General features: G+C 71.7%; 25 protein-coding genes and 2 riboswitches. Of the genes, 16 read left to right on the forward strand and 9 right to left on the reverse strand.

The features are described 5' to 3' along the window. Positions 1 to 66 precede the first annotated feature (66 nt). Together ACIQMJ_RS16360 and ACIQMJ_RS16365 are read left to right on the forward strand one after the other, a co-directional pair. Complete coding sequence (locus ACIQMJ_RS16360; protein WP_141981607.1) at positions 67 to 819, forward strand: ABC transporter ATP-binding protein; 753 nt, start codon at positions 67 to 69, stop codon at positions 817 to 819. 4 nt (positions 820 to 823) lie between these two features. After that, positions 824 to 3,343, forward strand: a complete 2,520-nt coding sequence (locus ACIQMJ_RS16365) for an ABC transporter permease (protein WP_499761776.1) — start codon at positions 824 to 826, stop codon at positions 3,341 to 3,343. Between the two features lie 51 nt (positions 3,344 to 3,394). Here the strand turns inward: ACIQMJ_RS16365 and ACIQMJ_RS16370 are convergent, their stop codons facing one another. Beyond that, a complete protein-coding gene (locus ACIQMJ_RS16370) occupies positions 3,395 to 3,646 on the reverse strand; it encodes a hypothetical protein (protein ID WP_499761777.1) in 252 nt (83 codons plus the stop codon). A 313-nt stretch (positions 3,647 to 3,959) separates the two neighbouring features. Between ACIQMJ_RS16370 and ACIQMJ_RS16375 the strand changes: the two genes are divergently transcribed. The 4 genes from ACIQMJ_RS16375 to ACIQMJ_RS16390 all read left to right on the forward strand — a co-directional run bounded on the left by ACIQMJ_RS16375 (position 3,960) and on the right by ACIQMJ_RS16390 (position 8,492). Then, the gene (locus tag ACIQMJ_RS16375) at positions 3,960 to 5,243 is read left to right on the forward strand and encodes an extracellular solute-binding protein (protein ID WP_499761778.1); all 1,284 of its coding nucleotides are present in this window, start codon (positions 3,960 to 3,962) and stop codon (positions 5,241 to 5,243) included. A 65-nt stretch (positions 5,244 to 5,308) separates the two neighbouring features. Beyond that, positions 5,309 to 6,223, forward strand: a complete 915-nt coding sequence (locus ACIQMJ_RS16380) for a carbohydrate ABC transporter permease (RefSeq protein WP_499761837.1) — start codon at positions 5,309 to 5,311, stop codon at positions 6,221 to 6,223. A 5-nt stretch (positions 6,224 to 6,228) separates the two neighbouring features. Next, positions 6,229 to 7,062: a carbohydrate ABC transporter permease gene (locus ACIQMJ_RS16385; protein ID WP_499761779.1), complete on the forward strand. Its 834-nt coding sequence runs from the start codon at positions 6,229 to 6,231 to the stop codon at positions 7,060 to 7,062. 8 nt (positions 7,063 to 7,070) lie between these two features. After that, a complete protein-coding gene (locus tag ACIQMJ_RS16390; protein WP_499761780.1) occupies positions 7,071 to 8,492 on the forward strand; it encodes a GH1 family beta-glucosidase in 1,422 nt (473 codons plus the stop codon). Between the two features lie 109 nt (positions 8,493 to 8,601). Here ACIQMJ_RS16390 and ACIQMJ_RS16395 read toward each other — a convergent pair whose 3' ends face one another. The 5 genes from ACIQMJ_RS16395 to ACIQMJ_RS16415 form a co-directional block, all read right to left on the reverse strand. Next, complete coding sequence (locus ACIQMJ_RS16395) at positions 8,602 to 9,588, reverse strand: LacI family DNA-binding transcriptional regulator (RefSeq protein WP_499761781.1); 987 nt, start codon at positions 9,586 to 9,588, stop codon at positions 8,602 to 8,604. An 82-nt stretch (positions 9,589 to 9,670) separates the two neighbouring features. Further along, the gene (locus tag ACIQMJ_RS16400; protein WP_499761782.1) at positions 9,671 to 10,765 is read right to left on the reverse strand and encodes a GNAT family N-acetyltransferase; all 1,095 of its coding nucleotides are present in this window, start codon (positions 10,763 to 10,765) and stop codon (positions 9,671 to 9,673) included. Positions 10,766 to 10,873: 108 nt separating this feature from the next. Continuing rightward, entirely contained in the window at positions 10,874 to 11,254 is a 381-nt protein-coding gene (locus ACIQMJ_RS16405) for a hypothetical protein (RefSeq protein ID WP_499761783.1), read from the reverse strand. 73 nt (positions 11,255 to 11,327) lie between these two features. Continuing rightward, entirely contained in the window at positions 11,328 to 12,428 is a 1,101-nt protein-coding gene (locus tag ACIQMJ_RS16410; protein ID WP_499761784.1) for a winged helix DNA-binding domain-containing protein, read from the reverse strand. Beyond that, entirely contained in the window at positions 12,425 to 12,820 is a 396-nt protein-coding gene (locus ACIQMJ_RS16415; protein ID WP_499761785.1) for a hypothetical protein, read from the reverse strand. Before ACIQMJ_RS16415 ends, ACIQMJ_RS16410 begins: the two co-directional genes overlap by 4 nt. Positions 12,821 to 12,941: 121 nt before the next feature. Here ACIQMJ_RS16415 and ACIQMJ_RS16420 point away from each other — a divergent pair, with 121 nt between their 5' ends. Next, positions 12,942 to 13,493 carry a DM13 domain-containing protein gene (locus ACIQMJ_RS16420; protein ID WP_499761786.1) on the forward strand — a complete coding sequence of 184 codons (552 nt, stop codon included), beginning with the start codon at positions 12,942 to 12,944 and terminating at the stop codon, positions 13,491 to 13,493. A gap of 249 nt (positions 13,494 to 13,742) precedes the next feature. Then, the gene (locus tag ACIQMJ_RS16425) at positions 13,743 to 14,735 is read left to right on the forward strand and encodes an AraC family transcriptional regulator (RefSeq protein ID WP_499761787.1); all 993 of its coding nucleotides are present in this window, start codon (positions 13,743 to 13,745) and stop codon (positions 14,733 to 14,735) included. Between the two features lie 127 nt (positions 14,736 to 14,862). Here the strand turns inward: ACIQMJ_RS16425 and ACIQMJ_RS16430 are convergent, their stop codons facing one another. From ACIQMJ_RS16430 to ACIQMJ_RS16440, 3 genes are read right to left on the reverse strand one after another with little or no spacing between them, the layout of a single operon-like run. Then, on the reverse strand, positions 14,863 to 16,926 hold the full coding sequence (locus ACIQMJ_RS16430) for a 3-hydroxyacyl-CoA dehydrogenase NAD-binding domain-containing protein (RefSeq protein ID WP_499761788.1): 2,064 nt from the start codon (positions 16,924 to 16,926) through the stop codon (positions 14,863 to 14,865). Continuing rightward, entirely contained in the window at positions 16,926 to 18,128 is a 1,203-nt protein-coding gene (locus ACIQMJ_RS16435; RefSeq protein WP_499761789.1) for an acetyl-CoA C-acetyltransferase, read from the reverse strand. The genes ACIQMJ_RS16430 and ACIQMJ_RS16435 overlap by 1 nt, the downstream gene beginning before the upstream one ends. 56 nt (positions 18,129 to 18,184) lie before the next feature. After that, on the reverse strand, positions 18,185 to 18,637 hold the full coding sequence (locus tag ACIQMJ_RS16440; protein WP_499761790.1) for a GNAT family N-acetyltransferase: 453 nt from the start codon (positions 18,635 to 18,637) through the stop codon (positions 18,185 to 18,187). A 127-nt stretch (positions 18,638 to 18,764) separates the two neighbouring features. On the opposite strand from ACIQMJ_RS16440, the gene ACIQMJ_RS16445 reads away from it, so the two are divergent. The 8 genes from ACIQMJ_RS16445 (at position 18,765) to glyA (ending at position 25,879) form a co-directional block, all read left to right on the forward strand. After that, positions 18,765 to 19,889 (forward strand): acyl-CoA dehydrogenase family protein, encoded by a 1,125-nt coding sequence (locus tag ACIQMJ_RS16445; protein WP_499761791.1) that lies wholly within the window; start codon positions 18,765 to 18,767, stop codon positions 19,887 to 19,889. After that, positions 19,889 to 21,028, forward strand: coding sequence for a CaiB/BaiF CoA transferase family protein (locus tag ACIQMJ_RS16450; protein WP_499761792.1), 1,140 nt, complete (start codon positions 19,889 to 19,891; stop codon positions 21,026 to 21,028). The genes ACIQMJ_RS16445 and ACIQMJ_RS16450 overlap by 1 nt, the downstream gene beginning before the upstream one ends. 415 nt (positions 21,029 to 21,443) lie before the next feature. Beyond that, a complete protein-coding gene (locus ACIQMJ_RS16455; protein WP_499761793.1) occupies positions 21,444 to 21,605 on the forward strand; it encodes a hypothetical protein in 162 nt (53 codons plus the stop codon). 201 nt (positions 21,606 to 21,806) lie between these two features. Continuing rightward, the gene (locus ACIQMJ_RS16460) at positions 21,807 to 22,295 is read left to right on the forward strand and encodes a helix-turn-helix transcriptional regulator (RefSeq protein ID WP_499761794.1); all 489 of its coding nucleotides are present in this window, start codon (positions 21,807 to 21,809) and stop codon (positions 22,293 to 22,295) included. A gap of 111 nt (positions 22,296 to 22,406) precedes the next feature. After that, positions 22,407 to 22,805 carry a hypothetical protein gene (locus ACIQMJ_RS16465; RefSeq protein WP_499761795.1) on the forward strand — a complete coding sequence of 133 codons (399 nt, stop codon included), beginning with the start codon at positions 22,407 to 22,409 and terminating at the stop codon, positions 22,803 to 22,805. Between the two features lie 15 nt (positions 22,806 to 22,820). Beyond that, the gene (locus tag ACIQMJ_RS16470) at positions 22,821 to 23,123 is read left to right on the forward strand and encodes a DUF3817 domain-containing protein (protein WP_387495133.1); all 303 of its coding nucleotides are present in this window, start codon (positions 22,821 to 22,823) and stop codon (positions 23,121 to 23,123) included. A 63-nt stretch (positions 23,124 to 23,186) separates the two neighbouring features. Then, a riboswitch (glycine riboswitch) is annotated at positions 23,187 to 23,274 on the forward strand. Position 23,275: 1 nt separating this feature from the next. Then, a riboswitch (glycine riboswitch) is annotated at positions 23,276 to 23,370 on the forward strand. Positions 23,371 to 23,498: 128 nt separating this feature from the next. After that, on the forward strand, positions 23,499 to 24,599 hold the full coding sequence (gcvT, locus tag ACIQMJ_RS16475) for a glycine cleavage system aminomethyltransferase GcvT (protein ID WP_499761796.1): 1,101 nt from the start codon (positions 23,499 to 23,501) through the stop codon (positions 24,597 to 24,599). Between the two features lie 14 nt (positions 24,600 to 24,613). Further along, positions 24,614 to 25,879, forward strand: a complete 1,266-nt coding sequence (gene glyA, locus ACIQMJ_RS16480; RefSeq protein WP_499761797.1) for a serine hydroxymethyltransferase — start codon at positions 24,614 to 24,616, stop codon at positions 25,877 to 25,879. Positions 25,880 to 25,906 lie beyond the last annotated feature (27 nt).

Consider the following 25,906-nt stretch of genomic DNA (forward strand, 5'->3'; position numbering starts at 1 on the left):
ACGCCTGCCGAGGCGCGTGCCCCATAGCTTTCTCGACGTCAACCAGACCCGAGGAATTGAGGGAGCATGTCCGCACTGGTGTCCGACGTCGGGACCCGCACCGCTGTAGCCGCCGCGAACCTGGTGAAGGTGTACGGCAAGGGCGACACCGCCGTGCGGGCGCTGGACGGGGTCAGCGTCGCGTTCGCGGCGGGCCGCTTCACCGCCATCATGGGCCCGTCCGGGTCCGGCAAGTCGACGATGATGCACTGTCTGGCCGGGCTCGACAACGTCGACGCCGGCAGCGTGCACATCGGCGGCACCGAGATCACCTCGCTGGGCGACAAGGAGCTGACCAGGCTGCGCCGCGACCGGGTCGGGTTCGTCTTCCAGGCGTTCAACCTGCTGCCCACGCTCACCGCCGAGGCCAACATCCTGCTCGGCCTGGAGCTGGCCGGCCGCAAGCCCGACCGCGAGTGGTTCGACACGATCGTGGACGTGCTGGGCCTGCGCGACCGGCTCAAGCACAAGCCGACCGAGCTGTCCGGCGGCCAGCAGCAGCGCGTGGCCTGCGCCCGCGCCCTGGTCGCCAGGCCGGACGTGGTGTTCGCCGACGAGCCGACCGGCAACCTGGACTCGCGGTCCGGCGCCGAGGTGCTGGACTTCCTGCGCATGTCCGTGCGCAAGCTCGGCCAGACCGTGATCATGGTGACCCACGACCCGGTCGCCGCGTCCTACGCCGACCGCGTCGTGCTGATGGCCGACGGCCACCTCGCCGGTGAGATCGAGAACCCGACCGCCGACTCCGTGCTGTCCGCGCTCAAGCACCTGGGGGCGTGACCTGATGCTGCGCACGATCATCGCGGGCCTGAGGGCCCGCACCGCGCGGCTCGTGCTGTCCTCGGTGGCGATCGCCCTCGGCGTCGCCTTCGTGACCGGCACCCTGGTGCTCGGCGACGCCATGAACGCGAGCCTGCGCGACGAGTTCGCCAAGAGCGCGCGCAACGTCGACGTCTCCGTCACCGTGTCCGGCGAACCGTCCTCGGCCGAGGAGGTCCGCGGCATCACCCCGGAGACGCTGGCCAAGATCCGCCAGGCGCCGGGCGTGGCGGGCGCGGACCCCCGTGACTCGAACACCGTGCCGCTGGTCGCGGCCAATGGCAAGGCGAAGCCCGCGTGGGCCGTGTCGCTGGCGAGCAACGAGGAGCTGCGCGAGTTCGACCTCGCGGACGGCCGCTACCCGACCGCGGACGACGAGATCGCCGTCGACCAGCGGACCGCCGCCACGGCCAAGCTGACGATCGGCCAGCCGGTCGTGCTGCTGGGCAAGGAGGACGTGCGGCACACGTACACGCTCGTCGGCACGTACCAGCAGGGCACGAACCAGCTCTCGCTGTCCGGTTACGACCACGTCGGGCTCACGCCGGAGGCGTTCCAGGCGCTCGAACCGGAACGGCCGCCGTACCAGGTGGTCGCCACCGCCGCGGCCGGCTTCACCCAGCAGCAGGTCGCCGACAACGTCCGCAAGGCCATCGGCGACCAGGGCTACCGGATCCAGACCGGCGACGAGCTGACGAAGGAGACCCTGGAACGGGTCGAGTCGCAGGCCGGCGAGTTCACCACGGTGCTGCTGGCGTTCGCGATCATCGCGCTCGTCGTCGCGGCCATGGTCATCTACAACACGTTCACCATCCTGGTCGCCCAGCGCACCCGCGAGCTGGCGCTGATGCGCTGCGTGGGCGCGAGCCGCAGCCAGGTGTTCCGGGGCGTGCTGGCCGAGGCGCTGGTGATGGGCCTGACCGCGTCGGTGATCGGCCTGTTCGGCGGCATCGGCGTGTCGGCCCTGCTGCAACGCGTGATCTTCTCGTTCGACGGCGGTGCGGGGACCGTGCAGCTGCCGGTGACGGTGACGACGGTGCTCGCCGCGTTCGCCGTCGGCACGCTGATCACGGTGCTCGCCGCGGTGCTGCCCGCCCGCAAGGCCACCCGGGTCGCGCCGGTGGCCGCGCTGCGCAGCCAGCCCGACAGCGGCGAGGAGGTCGCCCGCACCGGGGTGCTGCGCGTGCTGACCGCCGTGCTGTTCGCGGTGGTCGGGATCGGCGGTGTCGTGTTCGGGATGAACCTGCAGGACGAGGACGCCGCGATGTTCGTCAGCGGCGCGGGCACGATGGCGCTGCTGGCCGCGGTGCTCGTGCTGGGTCCGCTGCTGGTCGGCCCGGTCAACCGGGTGCTCGGCGCGGTGCCGCGGGCGTTGCTCGGCGTGCCCGCCAAGCTCGCCTCCGCCAACGCGGGCCGCAACCCCAAGCGCACCGCCGCGACCACCGCGGCGCTGATCATCGGCGTGACGATCGTGTCGCTGGTGACCGTGGTCGCCAACAGCGCCAAGGAGACCGCCAACGCCGAGATCGACGAGCGGATGCCCGCCGACTACACGGTGACCTCCGCCGTCTACGACCGGCCGCTGCCCAAGGAGCTGGCCGACGAGCTGGCCGCCGTGCCGGAGGTGGCGCGGGTCGCGCCGACCACGGTGATCTACGGCGAGCGCGGCTACTTCACCGGCGTGCCGCGGGACGCTATCGGCACGCTGTTCCGGCCCACGGTCACCAGCGGGTCGATCGCCGACCTGGGCGAGGGCACCATCGCGGTGAACGCCGACTACGCCAAGCGCGAGGGCGTGTCGGTCGGTTCGACGGTGACGCTCAAGGAGGGCGGGTCGAACGAGTCGCAGCAGCTCAAGGTGGTCGCCGTGGTCGAGGGGCAGCGGCTGTCCGACGGCATCATGACCGGGGAGACGGCGCAGCGGTTCCCCCGGGCCGCCGAGGGGTACGAGAGCATCCTGGTCAAGCTGAAGGACGGCGTGACCAACGGGCGCGCGGCGGTGGAGAAGGTGACCGACCCGTCGCCGTTGGCGCTGGTCGACAGCGCGGCGGAGACCAAGGAGCAGTTGAACAAGCAGCTCAACCAGGTGCTCGGGTTCATCTGGGCGCTGATCGGGTTGGCCGTGGTGATCGCGCTGTTCGGCATCGCCAACACGTTGACGCTGTCGGTGCTGGAGCGGACGCGCGAGTCGGCGCTGCTGCGGGCGCTGGGGCTGACCAGGGGGCAGCTGCGGCTGATGCTGGTGGTCGAGTCGGTGCTGATGGCGTTGATGGGGGCGGCGATCGGGCTGCTGCTCGGCATCGGGTTCGGTTGGGTGATCACGGGGGCGTTGTCGAACGACACGATCTCGGTGGACCTGGTGGTGCCGTTCGGGCAGATCGGGGTGATGCTCGTGGGTGCCGTGGTGGCCGCCGTGGTGGCCGCGGCACTGCCCGCCCGGCGCGCCGCTCGGACCTCGGTCGTCGCGGGGATGGCCGAGGCGTGAGGAACCCGGTGGCCCGGCTCTTCTTCGGGGGAGGAGCCGGGCCACCGGGTTTCACGCCCTGAGGGACAGCAGGCGCGCGGCTTGGAGATCGGCCGCGCCCCTCGGATCGCGCGGCAGGCCGTCGGTCGGCACCGACCACAGCGCGCGCAACGCGGATTCCAGGGCGTCCAGTGGGTCGTCGCTCAACGCGCCGTGCAGGGCGGTCAGCACGAGCCATTCGCGGCCGTGTTCGCCCCTCGCCCACGACGAGTACCGCTTGACCAGCTCGTTCCCGGTGACGACCAGGTCGTGCGCGCGGACCACCGGCTCAACCCAGCGGTGCGACGCGGGTCACAAGATTTCTTGCGAGCGCGCGTCACGTACAGCGGTGGATCGCCTCTAACAGGGTGCGGGGTGGCCCGAGCGAGGGCCGGGCCACCCGGCTTCGAACGTCTCACTCATCGTTATCTCCTCATCACGGTCGGCGCACGAGAGCGCTTCAGTTTGTTGCGGAACGGTGTCGACCGGTCCTTCCCGGGTTGACAGCGGGGACCGGGACTCACGAGTGTGAGAGCGCTCTCATGAGAGCGCTCTCACGGTGTCGGGTCGTACCCGGCGAGTGCGTCGAGGAGGACGGATGAGCAGGACTCTGGCCGGTCGGGCGACGTCGATCACCGCGGTGGCACTGGCGGCCACGCTGGTGGCGGCCTGTGGTGGCGGTGGAGGTGACGCGGGTGACGGCAAGATCAAGCTGTCGATCGGGATCTTCTCCGACTTCGGCTACACCAACCTGATCAAGGAGTACCAGGCGGCGCACCCGAACATCGAGGTCGAGCAGCGCACGGTCAAGATGGAGCAGCACCACACCCAGCTCGCCACGCAGCTCGCGGGCGGCCGGGGCGCGGCGGACATCGTGGCCATCGAGGAAGGCAACATCACGCAGTTCCGCCAGTCCAAGGACAAGTTCGTGAACCTCGCGGACCACGGCGCCAAGGACCTGGAGGGCCAGTGGGCGGCCTGGAAGTGGAACCAGGGCACCACCGACGGCGGGAACTTCGTGCTCGGCCTCGGCACCGACATGGGCAGCCTCGCGCTGTGCTACCGGCGTGACCTGTTCGAGGCCGCCGGCCTGCCCACCGACCGGGAGGCCGTCGGCAAGCTGTGGCCGACGTGGGAGGAGTACCTGGAGGTCGCGGACACCTTCAGCCGGAAGACGCCGGACGTGAAGTTCGTCGACACGGCCCAGAACGTCTACAAGGCGATCCTCGACCAGACCGAGGAGGGCTACTTCGCCAAGGCCGACGACTCGTTCATCGGCGACAAGAACGACAAGGTGAAGCAGGCGTTCACGCTCGCCGCGAGCCTGGCCGAGAAGAAGCAGACCGGCGCGCTGGCCCCGTTCAGCCAGGACTGGAACGTCGCGCTCAAGCAGGCGTCCTTCGCCACCACCACGTGCCCGGCCTGGGCGCTCGCGCTGATCAAGGCCGGCGCCGGTGACGAGGCGGCGGGCAAGTGGGACGTGGCCGCCGCGCCCGGTGGCGGCGGCAACTGGGGCGGCTCGTTCCTGGCCGTGCCCAAGCAGACCAAGCACCCCGAGGAAGCCTACGAGCTGGCCAAGTGGCTGACCGCGCCCGAGCAGCAGAAGCGGATCTTCAAGGAGACCGGCAACCTGCCCAGCGAGCCCGCCGCGTACAAGGACCCCGAGGTCACCGCGACGACCAACGAGTACTTCAACGCCGCGCCCGTCGGCCAGATCTTCGGCAACTCCGCCGAGAGCCTCAAGCCCACCTACCGCGGCACCAAGGACTCCAAGGTGACCCCGGTCTTCAACAACGCCCTGTCGCGCGTGGAGACCGGCAAGCAGTCCACCGCGGAGGCGTTCGACCAGGCCGTCCGGGAAGCGCGGGACGCCGCCAAGTGACGGTCGCACCGGAACGGGCGACGGCGGGGCGGGGCACGACGCCCGTCCCGCCGTCGGCGCAGCGCCTGTCGTGGCGGGACAAGCTCGGCCGGCTCGACACGAAGTACACGCCGTACGTCATCATCGCGCCGTTCTTCGTGGTGTTCGGCGTCTTCGGCCTCTACCCGCTGCTCTACACCGCCTGGGTGTCGCTGCACGACTGGCAGCTCATCGACGGCGACCAGGGCTTCACCGGCCTGGCCAACTACACCGCGCTGCTGTCGGACGGCAACTTCTGGAACGCGCTGGGCAACACCGTCAGCCTGTTCCTGCTCTCCACGATCCCGCAGCTGTTCGCCGCGCTCGGCCTGGCCACCCTGCTGGACCGCGGCCTGCGCGGCCGGGCGTTCTGGCGGGCGGGCGTGCTGCTGCCCAACGTCATCTCGGTGGCGGCGGTGGCGCTGGTGTTCGCGCAGCTGTTCGGCCGCGACTTCGGCATCGTCAACGCCCTGCTCGGCTTCGTCGGGATCGACCCGGTGGACTGGCGGGCCGAGACGTGGGCGTCGCACCTGGCCATCAGCTTGATGGTGATGTGGCGCTGGACGGGCTACAACGCGCTGATCTACCTGGCCGCGATGCAGTCGGTGCCCAAGGACATGTACGAGTCGGCGATGCTGGACGGCGCGTCGCGCTGGCGGGTGTTCTGGTCGATCACCGTGCCGAGCATCCGGCCGACGATCCTGTTCACCGTCATCGTGTCGACCATCGGCGGCATGCAGCTGTTCGTGGAACCGCAGCTGTTCGACCCGGGCGGCACGGCCACCGGCACCGGTGGCGACGACCGGCAGTTCCAGACCCTGGTGATGTACCTGTACGAGAAGGGCTTCCGGTTGTTCGACGCGGGCTACTCCTCGGCCATCGCGTGGGTGCTGTTCCTGGTGATCCTGGTGGTCGCGGTCGTGAACTTCGCGGTGGCGCGGCGCATCGCGTCGAAGGGGTGAGGCCGGTGGGCACGAAACGTCTCACTCGCTCGGGGCCGGTCGCGTACGCGCTGCTGGTGGTGGTCCTGCTCGCCTCGGTGTTCCCGCTGTACTACTCGTTCCTCATCGCCAGCAAGGACAACTCCGCGCTGGGCGACGCGGTGCCGTCGCTGGTGCCGGGCGGGAACCTGTTCGACAACCTGACCAGGGTGTTCGACACCGTCGACTTCTGGCTCGCCATGCAGAACTCGCTGGTGGTCGCGGGCACGGTGGCGATCAGCAACGTCGTGCTGGGCACGCTGGCCGGGTTCGCGTTCGCCCGGCTCCGGTTCCGGGGCGGCAACGCGCTGTTCCTCGTCGTCGTCGGAACCTCGATGGTGCCCACGCAGCTCGGTGTGATCCCGCTCTACATGCTGATGTCGGACCTGGACTGGTACGGCACGCTCCAGGCGGTGATCGTGCCGGCGCTGATCGGCGCGTTCTCGGTGTTCTGGATGCGCCAGGCGTGCGAGGAGTCGGTGCCGTACGAGCTGGTCGAGGCGGCGCGGGTGGACGGCTGCTCGGTGCTCAAGACGTTCTGGCACGTGGCGTTCCCGGCGGTGCGGCCGCAGGCGGCGGTGATGGGCATGTTCACCTTCATGACCGCCTGGAACGACTTCTTCTGGCCGCTGATCGTGCTGGACCCCAACGACAGCCCCACGGTGCAGGTGGCATTGTCGACGTTGGCCAGCGGCTACTACACGGACTACTCGCTCATGCTCTCCGGCGCGTCGCTCGCGGTGCTGCCGGTGGTCGCGATCTTCATCCTGCTGGCGCGGCAGATCGTCGGCGGGATCATGCAGGGCGCTGTGAAGGGGTGAACTCGCAGATGACGACAACCGACCCGGACACCGAGGTCGGACAGGACCTGTTGCGCTTCCCACCGGACTTCCTGTGGGGTGCGGCGACGGCGTCCTTCCAGATCGAGGGTGCGACCGGGGTGGACGGGCGCGGTCCGTCCATTTGGGACACTTTCGCGACGCGCCCGGGCGCGGTGCTCGGCGGTGACACCGGCGAGCCGGCGTGCGACCACTACCACCGCTACGCCTCCGACGTGGAGCTGATGGCGGAGCTGGGGCTGGGCGCGTACCGGTTCTCGGTGGCGTGGCCGCGCGTCCAGCCGCTCGGCGCGGGCCGCGTGGAGCCCAGGGGGCTGGCGTTCTACGACCGGCTGGTGGACGAGGTGCTGGGCAAGGGCATCCAGCCGGTCGCCACGCTGTACCACTGGGACCTGCCGCAGGCGCTGGAGGACCACGGCGGGTGGCGCAACCGCGACACCGCCCACCGGTTCGCCGAGTACGCGGCGCTGGTGCACGAGCGGCTGGCCGACCGCGTCACGGCGTGGACCACGTTGAACGAGCCGTGGTGCTCGGCGTTCCTCGGCTACGCCAACGGCGTCCACGCGCCGGGCGTGGTGGACCCGAAGGCGTCGCTGGAGGCCGCGCACCACCTCCTGCTCGGGCACGGCCTGGCGACGCAGGCCATGCGCGCGCAGGCGCCCGCCGACCACCGGTTCTCCATCGTGCTCAACTTCTGCGCGCTCGTGGCGGACGACGACGAGGCGTCCCGCGAGGCGGCGCGCAAGGTCGACGGCCTGCAGAACCGGCTGTTCCTCGACCCGCTGGCCGGCCGCGGCTACCCGCGCGACGTCGTCGAGGACACCGCGTGGCTGGGCGACTGGACGGCCGTCGTGCGCGACGGCGACCTGGACGTGATCGCCACGCCGATCGACTGGATGGGCGTGAACTACTACAGCCCGACCAGGGTCGCCGCCGCGGCCGACCCGCTGGTGGTGACCGGCGGGCCGTTCCCGGGCCTGCGCGGCGTGGAGTTCCTGCCGCCGCGCGGCGAGGTGACCGGGATGGGCTGGGAGGTCGACGCGAGCGGGCTCACCGGGCTGCTGCGCCGCCTCCAGCGCGACGTCGGCGTGCCGCTGGTGGTCACCGAGAACGGCTCGGCGTTCCCGGACGTGGTCGAGGACGGCCAGGTGGTGGACGAGGCCCGGACCCGGTACCTGGTCGACCACCTGCGCGCGGTGCACGCGGCCATCGCGGCGGGCGTGGACCTGCGCGGGTACTTCGCGTGGTCGCTGCTGGACAACTTCGAGTGGGCCGAGGGGTACAGCCAGCGGTTCGGCATCGTGCACGTCGACTACGACACCCAGGTGCGCACGGTGAAGCGGAGCGGTCGGACGCTGGCCCGGGTGATCGGCGCCAACGCCGTCCCGGCCACCGGCTACGACGTGGCGTGACCCGTCGACCGCGACCCGTCGGTCGGGGGCCGCATGTCGCCGCGGCGGCCCCCGCCCGACGCCACCACGTCGTGCCGACCCCCGCCGGACGGGGCCGTCCTGAGGAGGATTAGGCGGACTCCCGGCGGACCAGCACCGTCGGCAGCACCTCGCGGCGCGCGCGGATCTTCTCGCCGCGCAGCAGCCGCAGCAGGTGCGTCACCATGTGGCGGACCTGGGCGCTGGTGTCCTGCCGCACGCTGGTCAGCGCGGGTTTGGTGTGCGGCGCGATCATCGGGTGGTCGTCGAACCCGACGATGGCCACGTCGTCCGGCACCCGCTTGCCCGCCTCGCGCAACGCGTCCAGCGCGCCTTCCGCCATGTAGTCGGACGCCACGAACGCCGCGTCCAGGTCCGGCACGCGGGCCAGCAGCGCCTCCATCGCCCGTCGGCCGCCCTCGCGGGAGAAGCCGCCGTCCGCGGTCATCAGCGCCGTCGTCTCGTCGTCCGCGCCGACCGCTGTGCGCCACCCGTTGAGCCGGTCCATCGCCGAGTGCTCGTCCAGCGGGCCGGTGATCGACACGATCTTCTTGCGCCCCAACGAGATCAGGTGCTCGGTGGCCAGCAGCCCGCCGCCCTCGTTGTCGTGGTCGACGGTGTGCAGCCCGCGCAGCGACCCCCACGGTCGACCGGCGTGCACCACCGGCAGCGGCAGCTTGCGCGCCACGGACAGCAGCTGGTCACCCTTGTGCGGCGCGAACAACAACGCGCCGTCCACGTGCCCGCCCGCCAGGAACCGCTCGGCCCGCGCCTGGTCCTGCGTCGAGTGCACCAGCATCAGCACCATCTGCACGTCCGCGTCGGCCAGCGACCGCGCCGCCGACCGGATCAGCCAGGCGAAGTGCGGGTCGTCGAAGATCTTCGGCTCGGGTTCGGAGAACACCACCGCCACCGCGCCGGAACGCCGGGTCACCAGCGCCCGCGCGGCCTGGTTCGGCTGGTAGCCCAGCTCCAGCACCGCCGCCGTCACCGCCTCGTGCGCCTCCGGGCTCACCCGGGGCGACGCGTTGAGCACCCGCGACGCCGTCGCGCGGGAGACGCCGGCTTTCGCTGCCACGTCCTCCAGCGTGGGCCTCGTGCCTGAGTGAGATTGAACGGACACGAGCACCACTCCTCGACGATCGGCCTGCGAACCCAGCTTAGCCGGACGCGACCTGCCGGGAAGCGCTCTCAAGACGACCCGGACCGGTGACGCGCGGACCGCCTGTGGCGATCGACACGCGCAGCAGCCCGTCCTCCCTGCGCACCGACGTCGGCAGTCCGGCGCGGGCCGCGGTGCGGACCAGGCCGGTCTCGGCGGGCAGGCACCAGCCGACCAGCTCGCGGCGACCGGCCGCCCGGGCCGCGCCGGCCAGCGCGCCGAGCAGCGCGGTGCCCACGCCACGACCCTGCCACTCGTCCTCCACCAGCAACGACACCTCGGCGGCGTCCGGTGTGGACATCGGGATGAGCTGGCCGAGGGCGACCACGCGGTCCGCGCACTGCGCCACCACGGTGCTGCCGCGCGGCGGGCTGAGCAGCCGGTGCAGCCACCGCCGCGGCACGGTCCGCACGCCCGCGTGGTAGCGGTGGAACAGGGTGCCCATCGAGCAGCGGGAGTGCAGCCCGGCGACCGCCTCCTCGTCACCGGCGTGACCGGGTCGCAGCACCAGCGCCATGCCGTCGTCGGTGAGCAGCGCGGTCGGCTGGGGCGCGGCCACGCCCCGGGCCGCCAGCAGGTCGATCAACGCCTGCCCGCGGGCGCGCTCCACCTGCGTGAACGACGACCACCCGCGCCGCACCGCGTAGGACTGCGCCGCCTCCGACGTCGCGGGCGAGGTCGCCTGGAACGAGACCTCGCGGTCGGTGGCGGGGGTGGGGGTGGGGGTGATGACGACGGAGTCCGCGCCCATGACGACGCGCAGGGCCTCGGCGATGGCGTTGGGGTCGTGCAGCGCGAGGGCGGCGGCGCGCAGGGCCGCGGTCGGGGCGTCGACCAGGTCGTGCAGGTCGGCGGCCGTGATGCCGACGCACCGGCCGCCCTCGGCGCGCACCGCGGCCACCAGGTCGGCGGGCAGCAGGCCGGGCCCGGCTTGGACCACGAGCTCGTCCAGGACGCCGCCGGGCACCGGGATCACCGACAGGGCCAGCACGTTGCAGTCCCGGTCGGCCAGCCGGATGGTCACCCGGGCCAGGGCTCCGGGGCTGTCGTCCAGCTCCACGCGCAGCCGCCAGGTCTTCGGTGTGGTGTCCATGCGCCCAGGCTGCTGGCCCCACGTTGCCGCGCGGGGACGCGGGCGTTTCGACGACGTGAGGGATCGCCCGCCCGCGCCCGGTTCCGCCCGTGCTCGGTCCCGCCGCGCTCAGTCCCGGCAGTGCGGCGGCGGCAGCGGGTTGAGCGGGCTGCACGGCCACTCGGTGTTCTTCACCGTCGTGGTGGTGGTCGTCGTCGCGGGAGCCTCCTCGGAGGTCTCCGGCGGTGGCGGCGGTGCGGCCGGTGGCGTCGTCGTCGTGGTGGCGCGGACGGTGGTGGTCGAGCTCGGCGCCGCCGATATGGCGTCCGTGGTGACGGAACTGGGCGCCGAGGTCGAGCTGCTGGTCGACGGCCGACCGGTGATCCACGTCGAGGCCGGGGTGTCGGCCTGCTGCTCGTCGTTCACCCCGTCGATGTACACCCCGATGAGGACACCGACCAGCGCCGACGCCGCGACGGCCAAGCCGCACGTGGCCCACAGCACCCGCACAGCAAGCCTCCTAACAGAACGCACTTGTGGCGCAACGGTGAGCGGCTGAACAGTACCGCCCGTCGAGGCGGACTCACCCGACCCAGTGCACCTCGGTCGGGCCCGGAATCCGGTCCACCTCGCTGAGCACGGCTTTCCGTGCCGCAGCGGACAACGAGCGGAACGGCTCCACGGTGACGCACACCCGCCCGCCCTTCCGCTCCTGCGACCACGTCCCGGCCAGCATCCCGTTCACCATGAGTACCGGGGATAGCCATCCCTGCGGTCGGTACACCTTGTCGGGTGACCCACCGTCGAGGAGGTGGGTGGCGTGGCGTGTTGCCGCGACGACGTACTGGTCGAACGCGGGCAGCAGCCGCACGGTCCGCACCGGCTCGGCCTCGCGCAAGCTCCCGACGTCCTCGGCGCGCGCCCAGTGGGCCACGCCCTCGACGTCCAGCGGCGCGATCCGCTCGCCCAGCGCCTTGAACACCCGCCCGCCGTCCGCCGGGCTCACGCCCCACCATCGCGCGAAGTCCTCCCTGGTGGCGGGCCCCTGCTGGGCCAGGAACCGCAGCGCGACCTCCTCGACCGCACCCTCCCGCACCGCCGGTTCGACACCCAGCCACGTGCGGGGATGGGTGAACCGGACGAACTGCCCCTCGCCGGGCCCGAACACCAGCGCGCCCCGGAACGACGCGGGCTTGAGGTACGCGCCCCAGCTCTCCCGCAGCTTCTCCCCGATGTGCGCGGACGTGCGCGCCGCGACCTCGTCGGCCAGCTCGGCGCGGGTCAGCACGCGGTCGCGCAGCGCCTCGTCGACCGCGTCCACCAGCGCGGTCAGCTCGTCGGCCGTGACGTGGAAGTTCCGCAGCCAGACCGGCTTGAGGTAGTGCTTGTAGGTGGCGAACCCGGACTGCCACAGGGGGTACTCGGCGGCCGGCAGCAGGTGCAGCGTGCCGCGCATCGACCACGTCTTGACCAGCGTGCGGTCGGTCCACAGGGCCCGTTCGACGGCGTCGTCCGCGAGCCCGTCAACGCGGGCGCGCAACGTCGCCTCGGCCGACGACATGAGCTGCGCGTGCAGCCCGCACAGCCGCGACACCACCTCCGACGCCTCGGCGGCCGGTCGCCGCTCGTCGAGGAAGTGCCGGCGGGTGCGCCAGGCCGCCACCTGCCGCCAGGTCACGCTCACCGGTGCTCCTCCCGGGCCCGCACGGCCGAGAGCCTGCGTTCCAGCACCGCCGTGCCGAGCACGCGGGCCAGCACGAGACCGGCGCCCGACAGGCCGGCCACGAGGACCGCGCCGGTCATGTGCCAGGTGGGCGCGTCACCCGTGCAGGTGAACACGTCCGTGAACTTGTCCGAGGAGCAGGTCACGAACGGCACGGAGGCCAGCCCGATGCTGGCCGCGGCGACCCCGCCGAGCAGCGCGGACCCGAAAGTCCGCATCAGCGGGAACGCGGCGTTGGCCGCGCCGACGGCCGCGATGGCGAACAGCAGCGGCACCGGGTGCGGGAACGGCCCGAACGCGGCGCAGCCCACCATCAGCGCGCACACGATCGCCAACCCGGCCCGTTCACCCACGTGGCGACCCTAACAACGCCGGCCCGGCAGACGTCAGAACTTCGTAAGCGGGTTTTGCCCGCGTCCCGGCGTCCGATTCGCCAGAGTTGTCCGTGAACGGGACTACGGCGGAAGGCGTGGGATGTCGAAGCGGGCAGTGGTGATCGGGGTGGCCGGCGTGCTGGTGGTCGCCCTGGTGGTGGGTTTGTACCTGTTCCAGCCGTGGCGGCTGGTGACCGACCGGACCGCGGACGAGGCGCTGCTGGTGCCCGCCGCGACCACGACGGCGGCGGCGACCACGACGACCGGGGCGGCCTCGACCACGACGACCACCCCGCCGCCGCCGGCGGGGCCGGTCGCGCTGGCCGGCGGGCCGTTCCGGTCGCTGGAGCACGCGACGACCGGGAGCGCGACGCTGGTGCGGTTGCCCGGCGGCGGGCACGCCGTGCAGTTCGAGGCGCTGGACACCAGCGACGGGCCGGACCTCTACGTCTACCTGTCGGACAAGCCGTCGGACTCGGCCGAGACCGCGTTCGGCTCCGGTTTCACGAACCTCGGTCCGCTGAAGGCCAATCGCGGCAATCAGGTGTACGAGGTGCCCGCGGGCACCGACCTCGCGACCGTGCGCAGCGTCGTGATCTGGTGCAAGAGGTTTTCCGCCGGTTTCGCGGTAGCGCCGCTGGAACAGGGCTGACACATACGTGAAACAAATGCGTGGCGGGCGAGCCATTGGTAGCCTTTTCGCCGTATTGACGTATCTGGTCTAGACCACCTAGAGTGGTGGGCACCACAACGTCCCTCGTTGGTGGGCGGGCGGATGCCCCATCGACGAGGAGCCGGCTCACTGGGGTGGGCCAACCGTTGGCGGCGGCGCGGCGCTTTCTCTCCCCGTTCCGCGCCGCCGCTCACGGCCTGTGCCCGACCGTGATGCACACTGTGAGTGATGCTCACCAGGACCATCGCCATCCACTACGTCAACGCCGCGCTGCGCGGCGCGGTGCGGCGCGGTCACGACGTCACCGACCTGCTCGCCACCGCGGGCATCGCCGAGGCCCTGCTCGCCGACGAGCGCGCCCGCGTGACGCCCGCCCAGTACACGAAGCTGGTCCAGGCCCTGTGGGACGCGCTGGACGACGAGTTCATGGGCCTGGGGCCGCGGCCGAGCAAGCGCGGGACGTTCCCGACCATGTGCCTGCTCGCCGTGCACTGCGCGTCACTGGAGGACGCCCTGCGGCGGGGTCTGGCGTTCTACGACCTGTTCGACGCGCGGCCGGTGATGACGTTGGGCGAGCACGACGGCGTGGCCGCGTTCACCCTGTCCACCGCGGGCGTGGACGACCCGGACCGGTTCCTGGTCGAGTCGCTGCTGGTGCTGTGGCACCGGTTCTCGTCGTGGCTGATCGGGCGGCGCATCCCGTTGCGCGGGGTCGACCTTGACTATCCCGAGCCGCCGCACGGCGCGGAATACCACCTGATCTTCGGCGCGCCGCTGCGGTTTTCCGCACCCACCACGACGTTGACTTTCGACGCGCGTTTCCTGCGCATGCCCGTGGTGCAGGACGAAGCCGCATTGAGGCGGTTCCTGCGCAATTCGCCCGCCGAGTTGCTGTCCCGCCGCGATTACGGCGCGGACGCGTCGAGCCAGGTGCGGCGGATGCTCGGCGGCGGCGTGGTCGGCCTGGAGAACGTGGCCGCGCGGCTGGGGGTGAGCGCGCCGACGTTGCGGCGCAAGCTGGCCGCCGAGGGCACGTCGTTCCGCGAGGTGCGCGAGCAGTTGTTGCGCGACCAGGCCGTGGCGAGCCTGGTGCGCGGGGGTGAGTCAGTGGAGGAGCTGGCGCTGCGGCTGGGCTTCTCCGAGGCGAGCGCGTTCCACCGGGCGTTCAAGCGGTGGACGGGCACCAGCCCCGGCACCTACCGCGGCGGTCCGGCCGGCTGACCACACCGAGAGTCCTGCGTCCGCGCCGCGAGAGTCCTACGTTCGGCACACCTGAGTTCAACACTGAGCGTTGAACTCACGGGTCGTGAACGTAGGACTCTCGCGGGCCGGGTGTAGGACTCTCGGGTTAGAAGGGGGTGTTGCGGGCGGCGCGGTCGCGCAGCGACGCCGGCGGGCGGAACCGCTCGCCGTAGGTGTCGGCCAGGTAGTCGGCCCGCTCCACGAACTCGCCGAGGCCGTAGGAGTTGACGAACTGCACCGTGCCGCCGCTCCACGGGGCGAAGCCGAAGCCGAACACGCTGCCCACGTTCGCGTCGCCGGTCGACGTCAGCACGCCCTCGTCCAGGCACCGCAGCGTCTCCAGCGACTGGATGAACAGCAGCCGGTCCTCGACGTCCTGCTCCGTCACGCCCGCGTCGGCCCGCGCGTACCGGGACAGGCCCGGCCACAGGAACTTCCGGCCGCCCTCCGGGTACTCGTAGAACCCGGCGCCGCCGGACTTGCCGGTGCGGCCCTCGGCGACCAGCTCCTCCAGCACCCGGAACGCCGGGTGGTCGCCCAGCGCGCCCGCCGCGGTCGGGTCGTCGGCCAGCGTCTGGTCGCGGATCTTCAGCTGCAACGTCAGCGTCACCTCGTCCGACACCGCCAGCGGGCCCACGGCCATCCCGGCGCGCTTCGCCACGTTCTCGATCAACGCGGGCGACACGCCCTCCGCCACCATCGACACGGCCTCGGTGACGTAGGTGCCGAACGTCCGCGAGGTGTAGAAGCCGCGGCTGTCGTTCACCACGATCGGCGTCTTGCCGATCTGCAGCACGTAGTCGAACGCCCGCGCCAGCGTCTCGTCCGACGTCTTCTCGCCGCGGATGATCTCCACCAGCCGCATCTTCGGCACCGGCGAGAAGAAGTGCAGGCCGATGAACCGCGACGGGTCGCCGACCGCCGAGGCCAGGCCGGTGATCGGCAACGTCGAGGTGTTCGACGCGATCACCGCGTCCGGCAGCGCGGCGGACTCCGCGGCCGGCAGCACCTCGTTCTTCAACTCCCGGTTCTCGAACACCGCCTCGATCACCAGGTCGCACCCGGCCAGGTCGGCGTCGGAGTCGGTCGGCGTGATGCCCGGCGTGTCACCGGCTCCGCGCCGCGCCGCCTCCAGCGTCACGTCCTTCAGCACGACTTCGATCCCGGCCTTGGCGCTGACCTCGGCGATGCCCGCGCCCATCATGCCCGCGCCGAGCACGCCGACCTTGGCCACCTTCGACCGCTCGACCCCGGCCGGCCGCGATCCGCCCGCGTTGATCCCGTTGAGCTGGAACCAGAATGTGTTGATCATGTTCTTCGAGACCTGGCCGGCGGCCAGCTCGACGAAGTACCGCGCCTCGACCTCGAGCGCGGTGTCGAAGTCCACCAGCGCGCCCTCGACCGCGGCGGCGAGGATCTTCTCCGGCGCCGGGTACACGCCGTGCGTCTTCTTCCGCAGCACGGCGGGCGCGGCGGCCAGCAGCCCGTACAGGTTCGGGTCGCCCACCCGCACGTCCGGCACCGCGTACCCCGGCTTGTCCCACGGCTGCTGCGGCGCGGGGTTGTCCTTGATCCACGCCCGCGCCTTGGCGATCAGCTCCTCGCGGGAGGACGCCAGCTCGTGCACGATCCCGGCCTGCAACGCCCGCGCGGGCCGCAGCTGCTTGCCCTCCATCAGCAGGGGCAGCGCCGGCTGCACGCCCAGCAGGCGCACCATGCGCGTGACGCCGCCACCGCCGGGCAGCAGGCCCAGTGTCGCCTCGGGCAGCCCGAGCCGGATCGTGTCGTCGTCCAGGACCACCCGGTGGTGGCACGCCAGCGCGATCTCCAGGCCGCCGCCCAGCGCGCTGCCGTTGATCGCGGCGACGACCGGCTTGCCCAGCAGCTCCAGCCGCCGCAGCTGGCCCTTGATCTCCTCCAGGAACCCGAGCGCCTCGGTGGCGTTCTCCGGGGTGATCCGGATGAGCACGTTGAGGTCGCCACCGGCGAAGAAGGTCTTCTTGGCCGACGTCAGCACCACGCCGGTGATCTCGTCGCGGGACGCCTCCAGCCGCGCGACCGCGTCGCCCATGTCCGCGTGGTACTCGGCGTTCATCACGTTCGCCGAGCCGGACATGTCCATCGTGAGGGTGACGATCCCGTCGTCGTCCCGCTCGAAGTGGATAGCCATCAGACCCTCTCGATGATCGTCGCGATGCCCATGCCGCCGCCCACGCACAGCGTGGCCAGACCGCGCCGCAGGTCCCGGCGCTCCAGCTCGTCGAGCAGGGTGCCGAGGATCATGCAGCCGGTCGCGCCGAGCGGGTGGCCCAGCGCGATCGCGCCGCCGTTGACGTTGACCTTGTCGTCGGGCAGGTCCAGCTCGCGCTGGAACTTCAGCACCACCGAGGAGAACGCCTCGTTGATCTCGAACAGGTCGATGTCCTCGACGGTCAGCCGGGCCCGGTCCAGCGCCTTGCGCGCGGCCGGGGCGGGACCGGTGAGCATGATCGTGGGCTCGGTGCCGACGACCGCGGTCGCGACGATCCGGGCGCGGGGCGTCAGGCCCAGCTCGCGGCCGATGCGCCCGGTGCCGATCAGCATGGCCGCCGCGCCGTCCACGATCTGCGACGAGTTGCCCGGCGTGTGCACGTGGTCGATGCGCTCCACGGTCGGGTAGCGGTCGATGGCCACGGCGTCGAAGCCCAGGTCGCCGTGGAAGGCGAAGCTCGGCTTGAGCTTGGCCAGCGCCTCCATCGTGGTCTCCGGGCGGATCGCCTCGTCGTGGTCGAGCACGACCGAGCCGTTGCGGTCGACCACGGCCACCAGCGACCGGTCGAAGTAGCCCTTGTCCCGCGCCAGGGTGGCCCGCTGCTGCGAGCGCAGCGCGTAGGCGTCCACGTCCTCGCGGCTGAACCCCTCCAGCGTGGCGATGAGGTCCGCGCTCACGCCCTGCGGCACGAAGTTGGTCGCCATGTTGGTCTCCGGGTCGGCCATCCACGCGCCGCCGTCCGAGCCCATCGGCACCCGCGACATCGACTCGACGCCACCGGCCACCACCAGGTCTTCGAACCCGGACGCGACCTTCGCCGCGGCCAGGTTCACCGACTCCAGGCCCGACGCGCAGAACCGGTTGAGCTGCACGCCCGCCGGCCGCAGGTCCCACCCGGCCGCCAGCACCGCCGTGCGGGCGATGTCCGCGCCCTGCTCGCCGACCGGCGACACGACGCCGAACACCACGTCGTCCACCGCGGAGGTGTCGAGGTCGTTGCGCCGCGCCAGCGCCGCGAGCACCCCGGAGGCGAGGGTGATCGGCTTGACGCTGTGCAGCGAACCGCGCTTTCCCCTGCCACGCGGTGTGCGCACCGCGTCGAAGATCAAGGCTTCGCTCATGTACTCAACGGTAACCACCGGCGGGTGGCCTGCCCATGACCGAGCGAGGTGACTTATTAGCTCACCGGGTCCAGCGGGTGGTCCATGATCTCGCCCTCGCCCGCGAACCCGAGCCGCTCGTACAGCCGCCGGGCCGTCACATTGCCCTCGAACACCCGCAGCTGCACCCGCGCCCACCCGTTCTCGCGCGCCCAGTCCAGCACGTCCCGGACCAGCGCCTCGCCGACACCGCGCCGCCGGAACCCCGGCTTGACCCACATGGAGTACAGGTACACCACGTCCGGGTGGATCTCGTGCGGCACACCGGCCACCAGCCCCACCGGCTCCGGGTCCTCCGCCACCACCTTCACCCCGTGCTCGGGCGACAACAGCTCCCGCCACCGCGCCTCGTCGTACTCGCGCTCCAACGCCAACGTGGAGCCGAACTCGTCCGGGTCGCTGTCCAGCGCGGTCAGCCGGGTGTCGCGCCAGGTCACCCAGTCGTCGGGCCTGAGCCGCCGCAGTCGCATGGGCCCATTGTCCCGAAAACATGACCGATCCGCTCACGATCACCCGTCACCCTGGCGCGCTGCGGTCATGGCGGTGCGGGCCCGCCGGTGGCAACGTCGAGCCATGCCAACTCGCCGTTCCGCATGGATGACCGAGGACCTGGACCAGTTGCGCAAGCTGGCCCGGACGTTCTTCGACCGGGAGGTGGTCCCGCACCAGGAGCGCTGGGCCGCCCAGAAGCAGGTGGACCGGGACTTCTGGAACAAGGCCGGTGAACTGGGCCTGCTCTGCCTGTCCATCCCCGAGCAGTACGGCGGTGGCGGCGGGACGTTCGCGCACGAGGCCGTGCTGCTGGAGGAGCAGGCGCGCTGCGGCGACAGCGCGTGGGGCAACAGCGTGCACAGCGGGATCGTCGCCCACTACATCAACGCCTACGGCACCGAGGAGCAGAAGCAGCGGTGGCTGCCGAAGATGGCCTCGGGCGAGTACGTCGGCGCGATCGCCATGTCCGAGCCGGGCGGCGGCTCGGACCTGCAGAACATCAAGACGCGCGCGCTGCGGCGCGGTGACGAGTACGTGCTGTCCGGCTCCAAGACGTTCATCACCAACGGCGCGCAGGCCGACCTGGTGGTCGTGGTCGCCAAGACCGACCCCGGCCAGGGCGCGACGGGCATCTCCCTGCTCGTCGTGGAGACCGCGCAGGCCCGGGGCTTCCGCCGCGGCCGGGTGCTGGACAAGCTCGGCATGCACGGCCAGGACACCGCCGAGCTGTTCTTCGACGACGTGCGCGTGCCCGCGGCGAACCTGCTGGGCACCAGCGAGGGCCAGGGCTTCATCCAGCTGATGCAGCAGCTGCCGCAGGAGCGGCTGATCATCGCGGTGGCCTCGGTGGCGGGCATCGAGGCGGCGGTGGACCTCACGCTGGCCTACGTCAAGGACCGCACGGCGTTCGGCCGCGAGCTGATCAAGTTCCAGAACACCCGGTTCAAGCTCGCCGAGTGCGCCACCGAGGCCCGCGTGACCAGGGCCTTCGTGGACGAGTGCGTGCAGGAGCACCTGGCGGGCCGCCTCGACGTGCCCACCGCGGCGATGGCCAAGTGGTGGGCCACCGAGCGGCTGTGCCAGGTCGTGGACGAGTGCGTGCAGCTGTTCGGCGGCTACGGCTACATGACCGAGTACCCGATCGCGCGCGCGTGGGCGGACGCGCGCGTGCAGAAGATCTACGGCGGGACGAACGAGATCATGAAGGAAATCATCGCGAGGTCCCTCTAGTGGCGGGGCCGCTGGAGGGGCTGAAGGTCGTCGAGCTGGCGGGCCTCGCGCCCGCCCCGTTCGGCTGCATGGTGCTGGCCGACCTCGGCGCGTCGGTGGTCCGGGTGGATCGCGTGGGCGGTGCGCCCGGTTCGACCGGCTCCGGGGTGCCCCTGCTGGGCCGGGGACGGCGGTCGATCGGCGTGGACATCCGCCGGCCCGAGGGCGCCGAGCTGGTGCTGCGGCTGGTCGAGGGGGCCGACGTGCTGGTCGAGGGCTTCCGGCCGGGGGTGACCGAGCGGCTGGGCATCGGCCCGGCCCAGTGCCTGGCCCGCAACCCGAGGCTGGTCTACGGGCGGATGACCGGGTGGGGCCAGGACGGCCCGCTGGCCGACCGCGCCGGGCACGACATCAACTACATCGCGGTGGCGGGCGCGCTGGAGCCGATCGGCCGGGCGGGCGCGCCGCCGACCGTGCCGCTCAACATCGTGGGCGACTTCGGCGGCGGCGGGCTGCTGCTGGCGATGGGCGTGCTGGCGGCGCTGTACGAGCGGGAGCGGTCCGGGCGCGGGCAGGTGGTGGACGCGGCGATGGTGGACGGCGCGGCGCTGCTGACCACGTTCCTGCACGGGATGTCGTCGGCCGGCGCGTGGCCCGGCGGTCGCGGGGAGAACCTGCTGGACGGCGGCGCGCCGTTCTACGACGTCTACGAGGCGGCCGACGGCCGGTTCGTCAGCATCGGCGCGCTGGAGGAGAAGTTCTACGCCGAGCTGCTGGTGGTGCTCGGGCTGGCCGACGCGGACCTGCCCGCCCGACACGACCCGGCGAACTGGCCGGAGCTGCGGGCCCGGATCGCGGCGGCCGTCGCCACCCGGACGAGGGACGAGTGGGCGGCGCTGGCGGCGGGCACTGACGCGTGCCTCGCGCCCGTGCTGGCCCCCGGTGAAGCGCCCGGGTACGGGCACAACGCCGAGCGGGGGACGTTCGTGCAGGTGGACGGGGTGGCGCAGCCCGCGCCCGCGCCCCGGTTCGGGCGGACGCCCGCGGCCACTCCGGCGCCGCCGCCCGCGGTGGGCGAGCACACGGCCGACGTGCTGGGCGAGCTGGGGCTGGACGAGGACGAGCTGGCCGGGCTGCGGCGGGCCGGGGTGATCGCCTGACCCGGGCCCGATCGGCCGCCGGGGCGACCCGGAAAAGGGCGCGGGAAATCACCTGAAGGGGGACCGGAATTGAGTGGCAGCCGCCATCGACCTTTGTCACGCTCGGTGCGTGCCTCGGCGCAATCAGGTGATGGGCGGTGAAGGGAAGACGATGTGTCGCTACCTCGGTGTCCGTGCCAGGGGGGTGGGCGAGTGCCCGTACCTTGGTGATCGGCGGGACCGCAGGTCCCCTTGATCGTCCGTTCGGGTGACGATCAGGCTGTTCCAGGCGTGGTTGCGTGGCGATCGCACGACCGGTCGAGGGATGGCGGCGGGTTCGATCGTCATCATCCGGGTGAATGGGGGACCATGGCCGTTGACACGACCGGGGCGGCGCTCGGCCGCCCCACCCGGTGACACGGACGGAGACCGATCAGTGAACGTCAAGAAGGTGGTGACGCTGGCGGCGGTCGCGCTGGTGCTGTTCCTCCTGATCACCCGGCCGAACGAGTCCGCCGAAGCGGTGCGGACCGCGCTCGGGTGGCTCCAGTCCGGGGCGGAGTCGATCATCACCTTCGTGCGCAGCCTCTTCGCCTGACCCGCTCGCCGCGTCCCCTCGAACTCCGCTCAATGCGGTCACGATCGGTGACTATGCGCCCTCGTCGTTGCACCGTACGGGTGGAATGAGGGCTATAACGCCCTGGTAACAGGGTTTTAGACAAACCGGGGTCTAGCGGTTGTCGGTACCCGCTAATACGGTGCGTCGCATTGGCTGATCTTCGACCGATGAGGAGGCAGAATGGTCGAGGACTCCGGAGTCGACGAGCTGTTGCGGCAGTGGGCGGCTGAGCGCTCGGACGACGCCGAGCTGCAGGAGGTGAACCGGATCAAGGACGCGTGGCTCGCGGAAGCCCCGCCGTCCGCGCCGGGGATCCCGGTGCAGCGGGCGAATGGCGGTCCCCGCGGCCTGGTGAAGGTCGAGTCCGCGGATCCGGCGTACGTGGCGGCGATGCGGAAGCGGGCGCCCGAGGTGCCCGACGCCCTGCTCGCGGCCGCCGCCAGCTACTGGCAGCTGGTGGGTGACCTCTCCGAGGCGGAGCAGTGGTGGGACGCGGGCATCAGCCCGCTGGACCAGCGCGCTCTGGACTACCGGGCGGCCGGGCTCACGCCCTCCGACCTCGGTCGTCGCCTCGGCCCGATGACGGTGCTCCAGCACCTGCGTCGGGGTAGCGCGGCGGCCTGGTGCGTGGCCAGGTTGCAGAGGCAACGCCGGGACGGCGTGGCCTAGGTCCGACGAGTCGGGGCGGGCTCCTCCAGCGATGGGGAGCCCTCACCTTGAGGGGCGGGCTCCTGCGCGGGGAGCCCCAGCCCTGTGCGACGCACGAAGTACTCTTGAGGCGTGCGCGGCCTCATCACCCCCCGACGGCTCGCGATCGCGGCCGTCTGCCTGGTGTCGCTGGTCGTGTGCTGCGGCCTGGCGTACTGGCAGTGGGAGCGGTTCTCCGAGGCCGGTGGCACCTTCCAGAACCTCGGGTACGTCTTCCAGTGGCCGCTGTTCGGCCTCTTCCCCGCGTTCATGGTCTGGCGCATCCGCAGGCTGGACGCCCGCCGCAAGGCCGAGGCCGCCGCCGCGGCGACCGGGGCCGCCGACGAGGCCGCGCCGGAGCCGGTGGCCGTGCCGTCGCGGCCGGTCGTTACCGTTGAGCCCGTCAGAGCACCCGCGCACGACGACGAGGACGACGAGCTGGCGGCCTACAACCGCATGCTCGCCGAACTGCACGCGCGGGACCAGCGGTGAGGCGAAGGTAGGGCGATGAGCGGCGCGTTGACCAGGTTCCGGTTCATGGCTTACGTGGTCGGTGTCGGCCTGCTGCTGCTCGTGGTCGCCATGATCGCCAAGTACGCGGGCGGCACCGAGGGCATGATGCAGGTCGTCGGCCCGGTGCACGGCTTCCTGTACGCGGTGTACCTGGTGCTCACCGTCGACCTCGCGCTCAAGGCCCGGTGGTCGATCAAGGGCACGGTGCTGGTGCTGCTCGCGGGCACGATCCCGTTCGTGTCGTTCTACGCCGAGCGCAGGGTGGTCGAGAGCGTCCGGGCCGAGAAGAGCCTGTGACCGGGGTTGACCCCGCCCGCCGGCCACCCCTAGCGTCTGGCGGTACCAACTGAACACGGCCGTCGATGTCGAGCGGGAGAGTCCCCGACCGGGGCGCCGAAGGAGCAACTCCTCCCCGGAATCTCTCAGGCACAGGTACCGCCCGACGAAGGCAACTCTGGAAAGCAGGCGCACCCGGTGCGCCTCGCCCACGGTGCAAGCCGCCCTCACCCGGTGGCGAAGCTCTCAGGCTCATGGCAGAGGGGGAGGCTCACTCGACGAGGAGTCTCCGATGGGCCGTGTCATCCTTTCGCTCGTGAATCTCTCGGACGTGCCCGCCCGCCGACCCGACCGGTCGGCGCCTCGGCATGTCCGCACCCAGGGAGGACCCGCCTGATGGAAAGCCGCCGCACGCCCCTGCACGCCGAGCACGAGGCGCTGGGCGCCATGTTCACCGACTTCGCGGGCTGGCGGATGCCGCTGCGCTACGACAGCGAGCTGGCCGAGCACCACGCGGTGCGCACGTCGGCGGGCCTGTTCGACCTGACCCACATGGGTGAGATCGTGCTCACCGGCCCGGAGGCCGGCGCCGCGCTGGACCACGCCCTGGTCGGCCACGCGTCCGCGATCGGCGTCGGCCGCGCCCGCTACACGATGGTCTGCGAGGCCGACGGCGGCGTGATCGACGACCTGATCGTCTACCGCACGGGTGACGAGGAGTACCTCGTCGTCGCGAACGCCTCGAACGCCGCCGTCGTGCACGAGGCGCTGGTCGAGCGGGCCAAGGGCTTCGACACCACCGTCGAGGACCGGTCCACCGACTACGCGCTGCTCGCCGTGCAGGGTCCGAAGGCCACCGCGATCCTGGCCGGCCTCACGCCCACCGACCTGGGCGCGGTGAAGTACTACGCCTCGTACCCGACCGAGGTCGCGGGCAAGCCGGTGCTGCTCGCCCGCACCGGCTACACCGGCGAGGACGGCTTCGAGCTGTTCGTCGCGCCGGACGACGCCGCGCACGTGTGGCAGGCGCTGCTGGAGGCGGGCGCGCCGCACGACCTCAAGCCCGCGGGCCTGGGCTGCCGCGACACGCTGCGGCTGGAGGCGGGCATGCCCCTGTACGGCAACGAGCTCGGCCGCGACCGCACGCCGTTCCACGCGAACCTCGGCCGGGTGGTGAAGCTGGACAAGCCGGGCGACTTCGTCGGCCGCGACGCCCTGGCCGCCGTCGCCGAGCAGGGCGTGGAGCAGGTCCTGGTCGGCCTCAAGACCGCCTCGCGCCGCGCCCCCCGGCACGGCTACCCGGTGCTGGACGCCTCGGGCGCCCCCATCGGCGAGGTGACCAGCGGCGCGCTGTCGCCGACCCTCGGGTACTCGGTGGCCATGGCCTACGTCACGGTCGGCCACACCGAGCCCGGCACGCAGCTGTCCGTCGACGTCCGGGGCAGGCACGAGCCGGTCGAAGTCGTCGCACTGCCCTTCTACAAGCGCACCTCGTAAGGGAGACCCCACACATGTCCGAGCACTTCAACACCTCCCTCGCGGAGTTCGACCCGGAGGTCGCGGACGCCGTCGCCGCCGAGCTGCACCGGCAGCAGAGCACGCTGGAGATGATCGCCTCGGAGAACTTCACGCCGGTGTCGGTGCTCCAGGCGCAGGGCTCGGTGCTGACGAACAAGTACGCCGAGGGCTACCCGGGCCGCCGCTACTACGGCGGCTGCGAGAACGTCGACGTGATCGAGCGGCTGGCGATCGAGCGGGTGAAGGCGCTGTTCGGCGCGGGTTTCGCGAACGTGCAGCCGCACTCGGGCGCGCAGGCCAACGCGTGCGCGATGTTCGCCCTGCTCCAGCCCGGCGACACGATCCTGGGCCTGGACCTCGCGCACGGCGGCCACCTGACCCACGGCATGCGGATCAACTTCTCCGGCAAGCTCTACAACGTGGTGCCCTACCACGTGTCGGCGGAGGACGGCCGGGTCGACATGGCCGAGGTGGAGCGGCTCGCGACCGAGCACCGGCCGAAGCTGATCGTGGCCGGCTGGTCGGCGTACCCGCGGCAGCTCGACTTCGCCGAGTTCCGCCGGATCGCCGACTCGGTGGACGCGTACCTGATGGTGGACATGGCGCACTTCGCCGGTCTCGTGGCGGCGGGCCTGCACCCGAGCCCGGTGCCGCACGCGCACGTCGTGACGACGACCACGCACAAGACGCTCGGCGGCCCGCGCGGCGGCGTGATCCTGACCAACGAGGCCGACCTGGCCAAGAAGATCAACTCGGCGGTGTTCCCGGGTCAGCAGGGCGGCCCGCTGGAGCACGTGATCGCGGGCAAGGCGGTGGCGTTCAAGCACGCCGCGTCGCCCGAGTTCGCCGACCGGCAGCGGCGCACGGTCGAGGGCGCGAAGATCCTCGCCGACCGGCTGTCGCAGCCCGACGCCGCCGCGGCGGGTGTGAAGGTGCTCACCGGCGGCACGGACGTGCACCTGGTGCTGGTGGACCTCGTGGCGTCCGAACTGGACGGCAAGCAGGCCGAGGACCGGCTGCACGAGGTCGGCATCACGGTCAACCGCAACGCGGTGCCGAACGACCCGCGTCCGCCGATGGTGACCTCGGGCCTGCGCGTGGGCACGCCGGCGCTGGCCACCCGCGGTTTCGGCGCGGCGGACTTCACCGAGGTGGCGGACATCATCGCCGCGGCGTTGCAGCCCTCGCCCGACCTCGCGGAGCTGCGAGCCCGGGTCGAGGTGCTGGCGGCCAAGCACCCGCTGTACCCCACCCTGTGAACCAGGTTACGAAATAGCTCGCGCTTG

The organism is Actinosynnema sp. NPDC091369 (assembly GCF_044757065.1).
GTDB lineage: Bacteria > Actinomycetota > Actinomycetes > Mycobacteriales > Pseudonocardiaceae > Actinosynnema.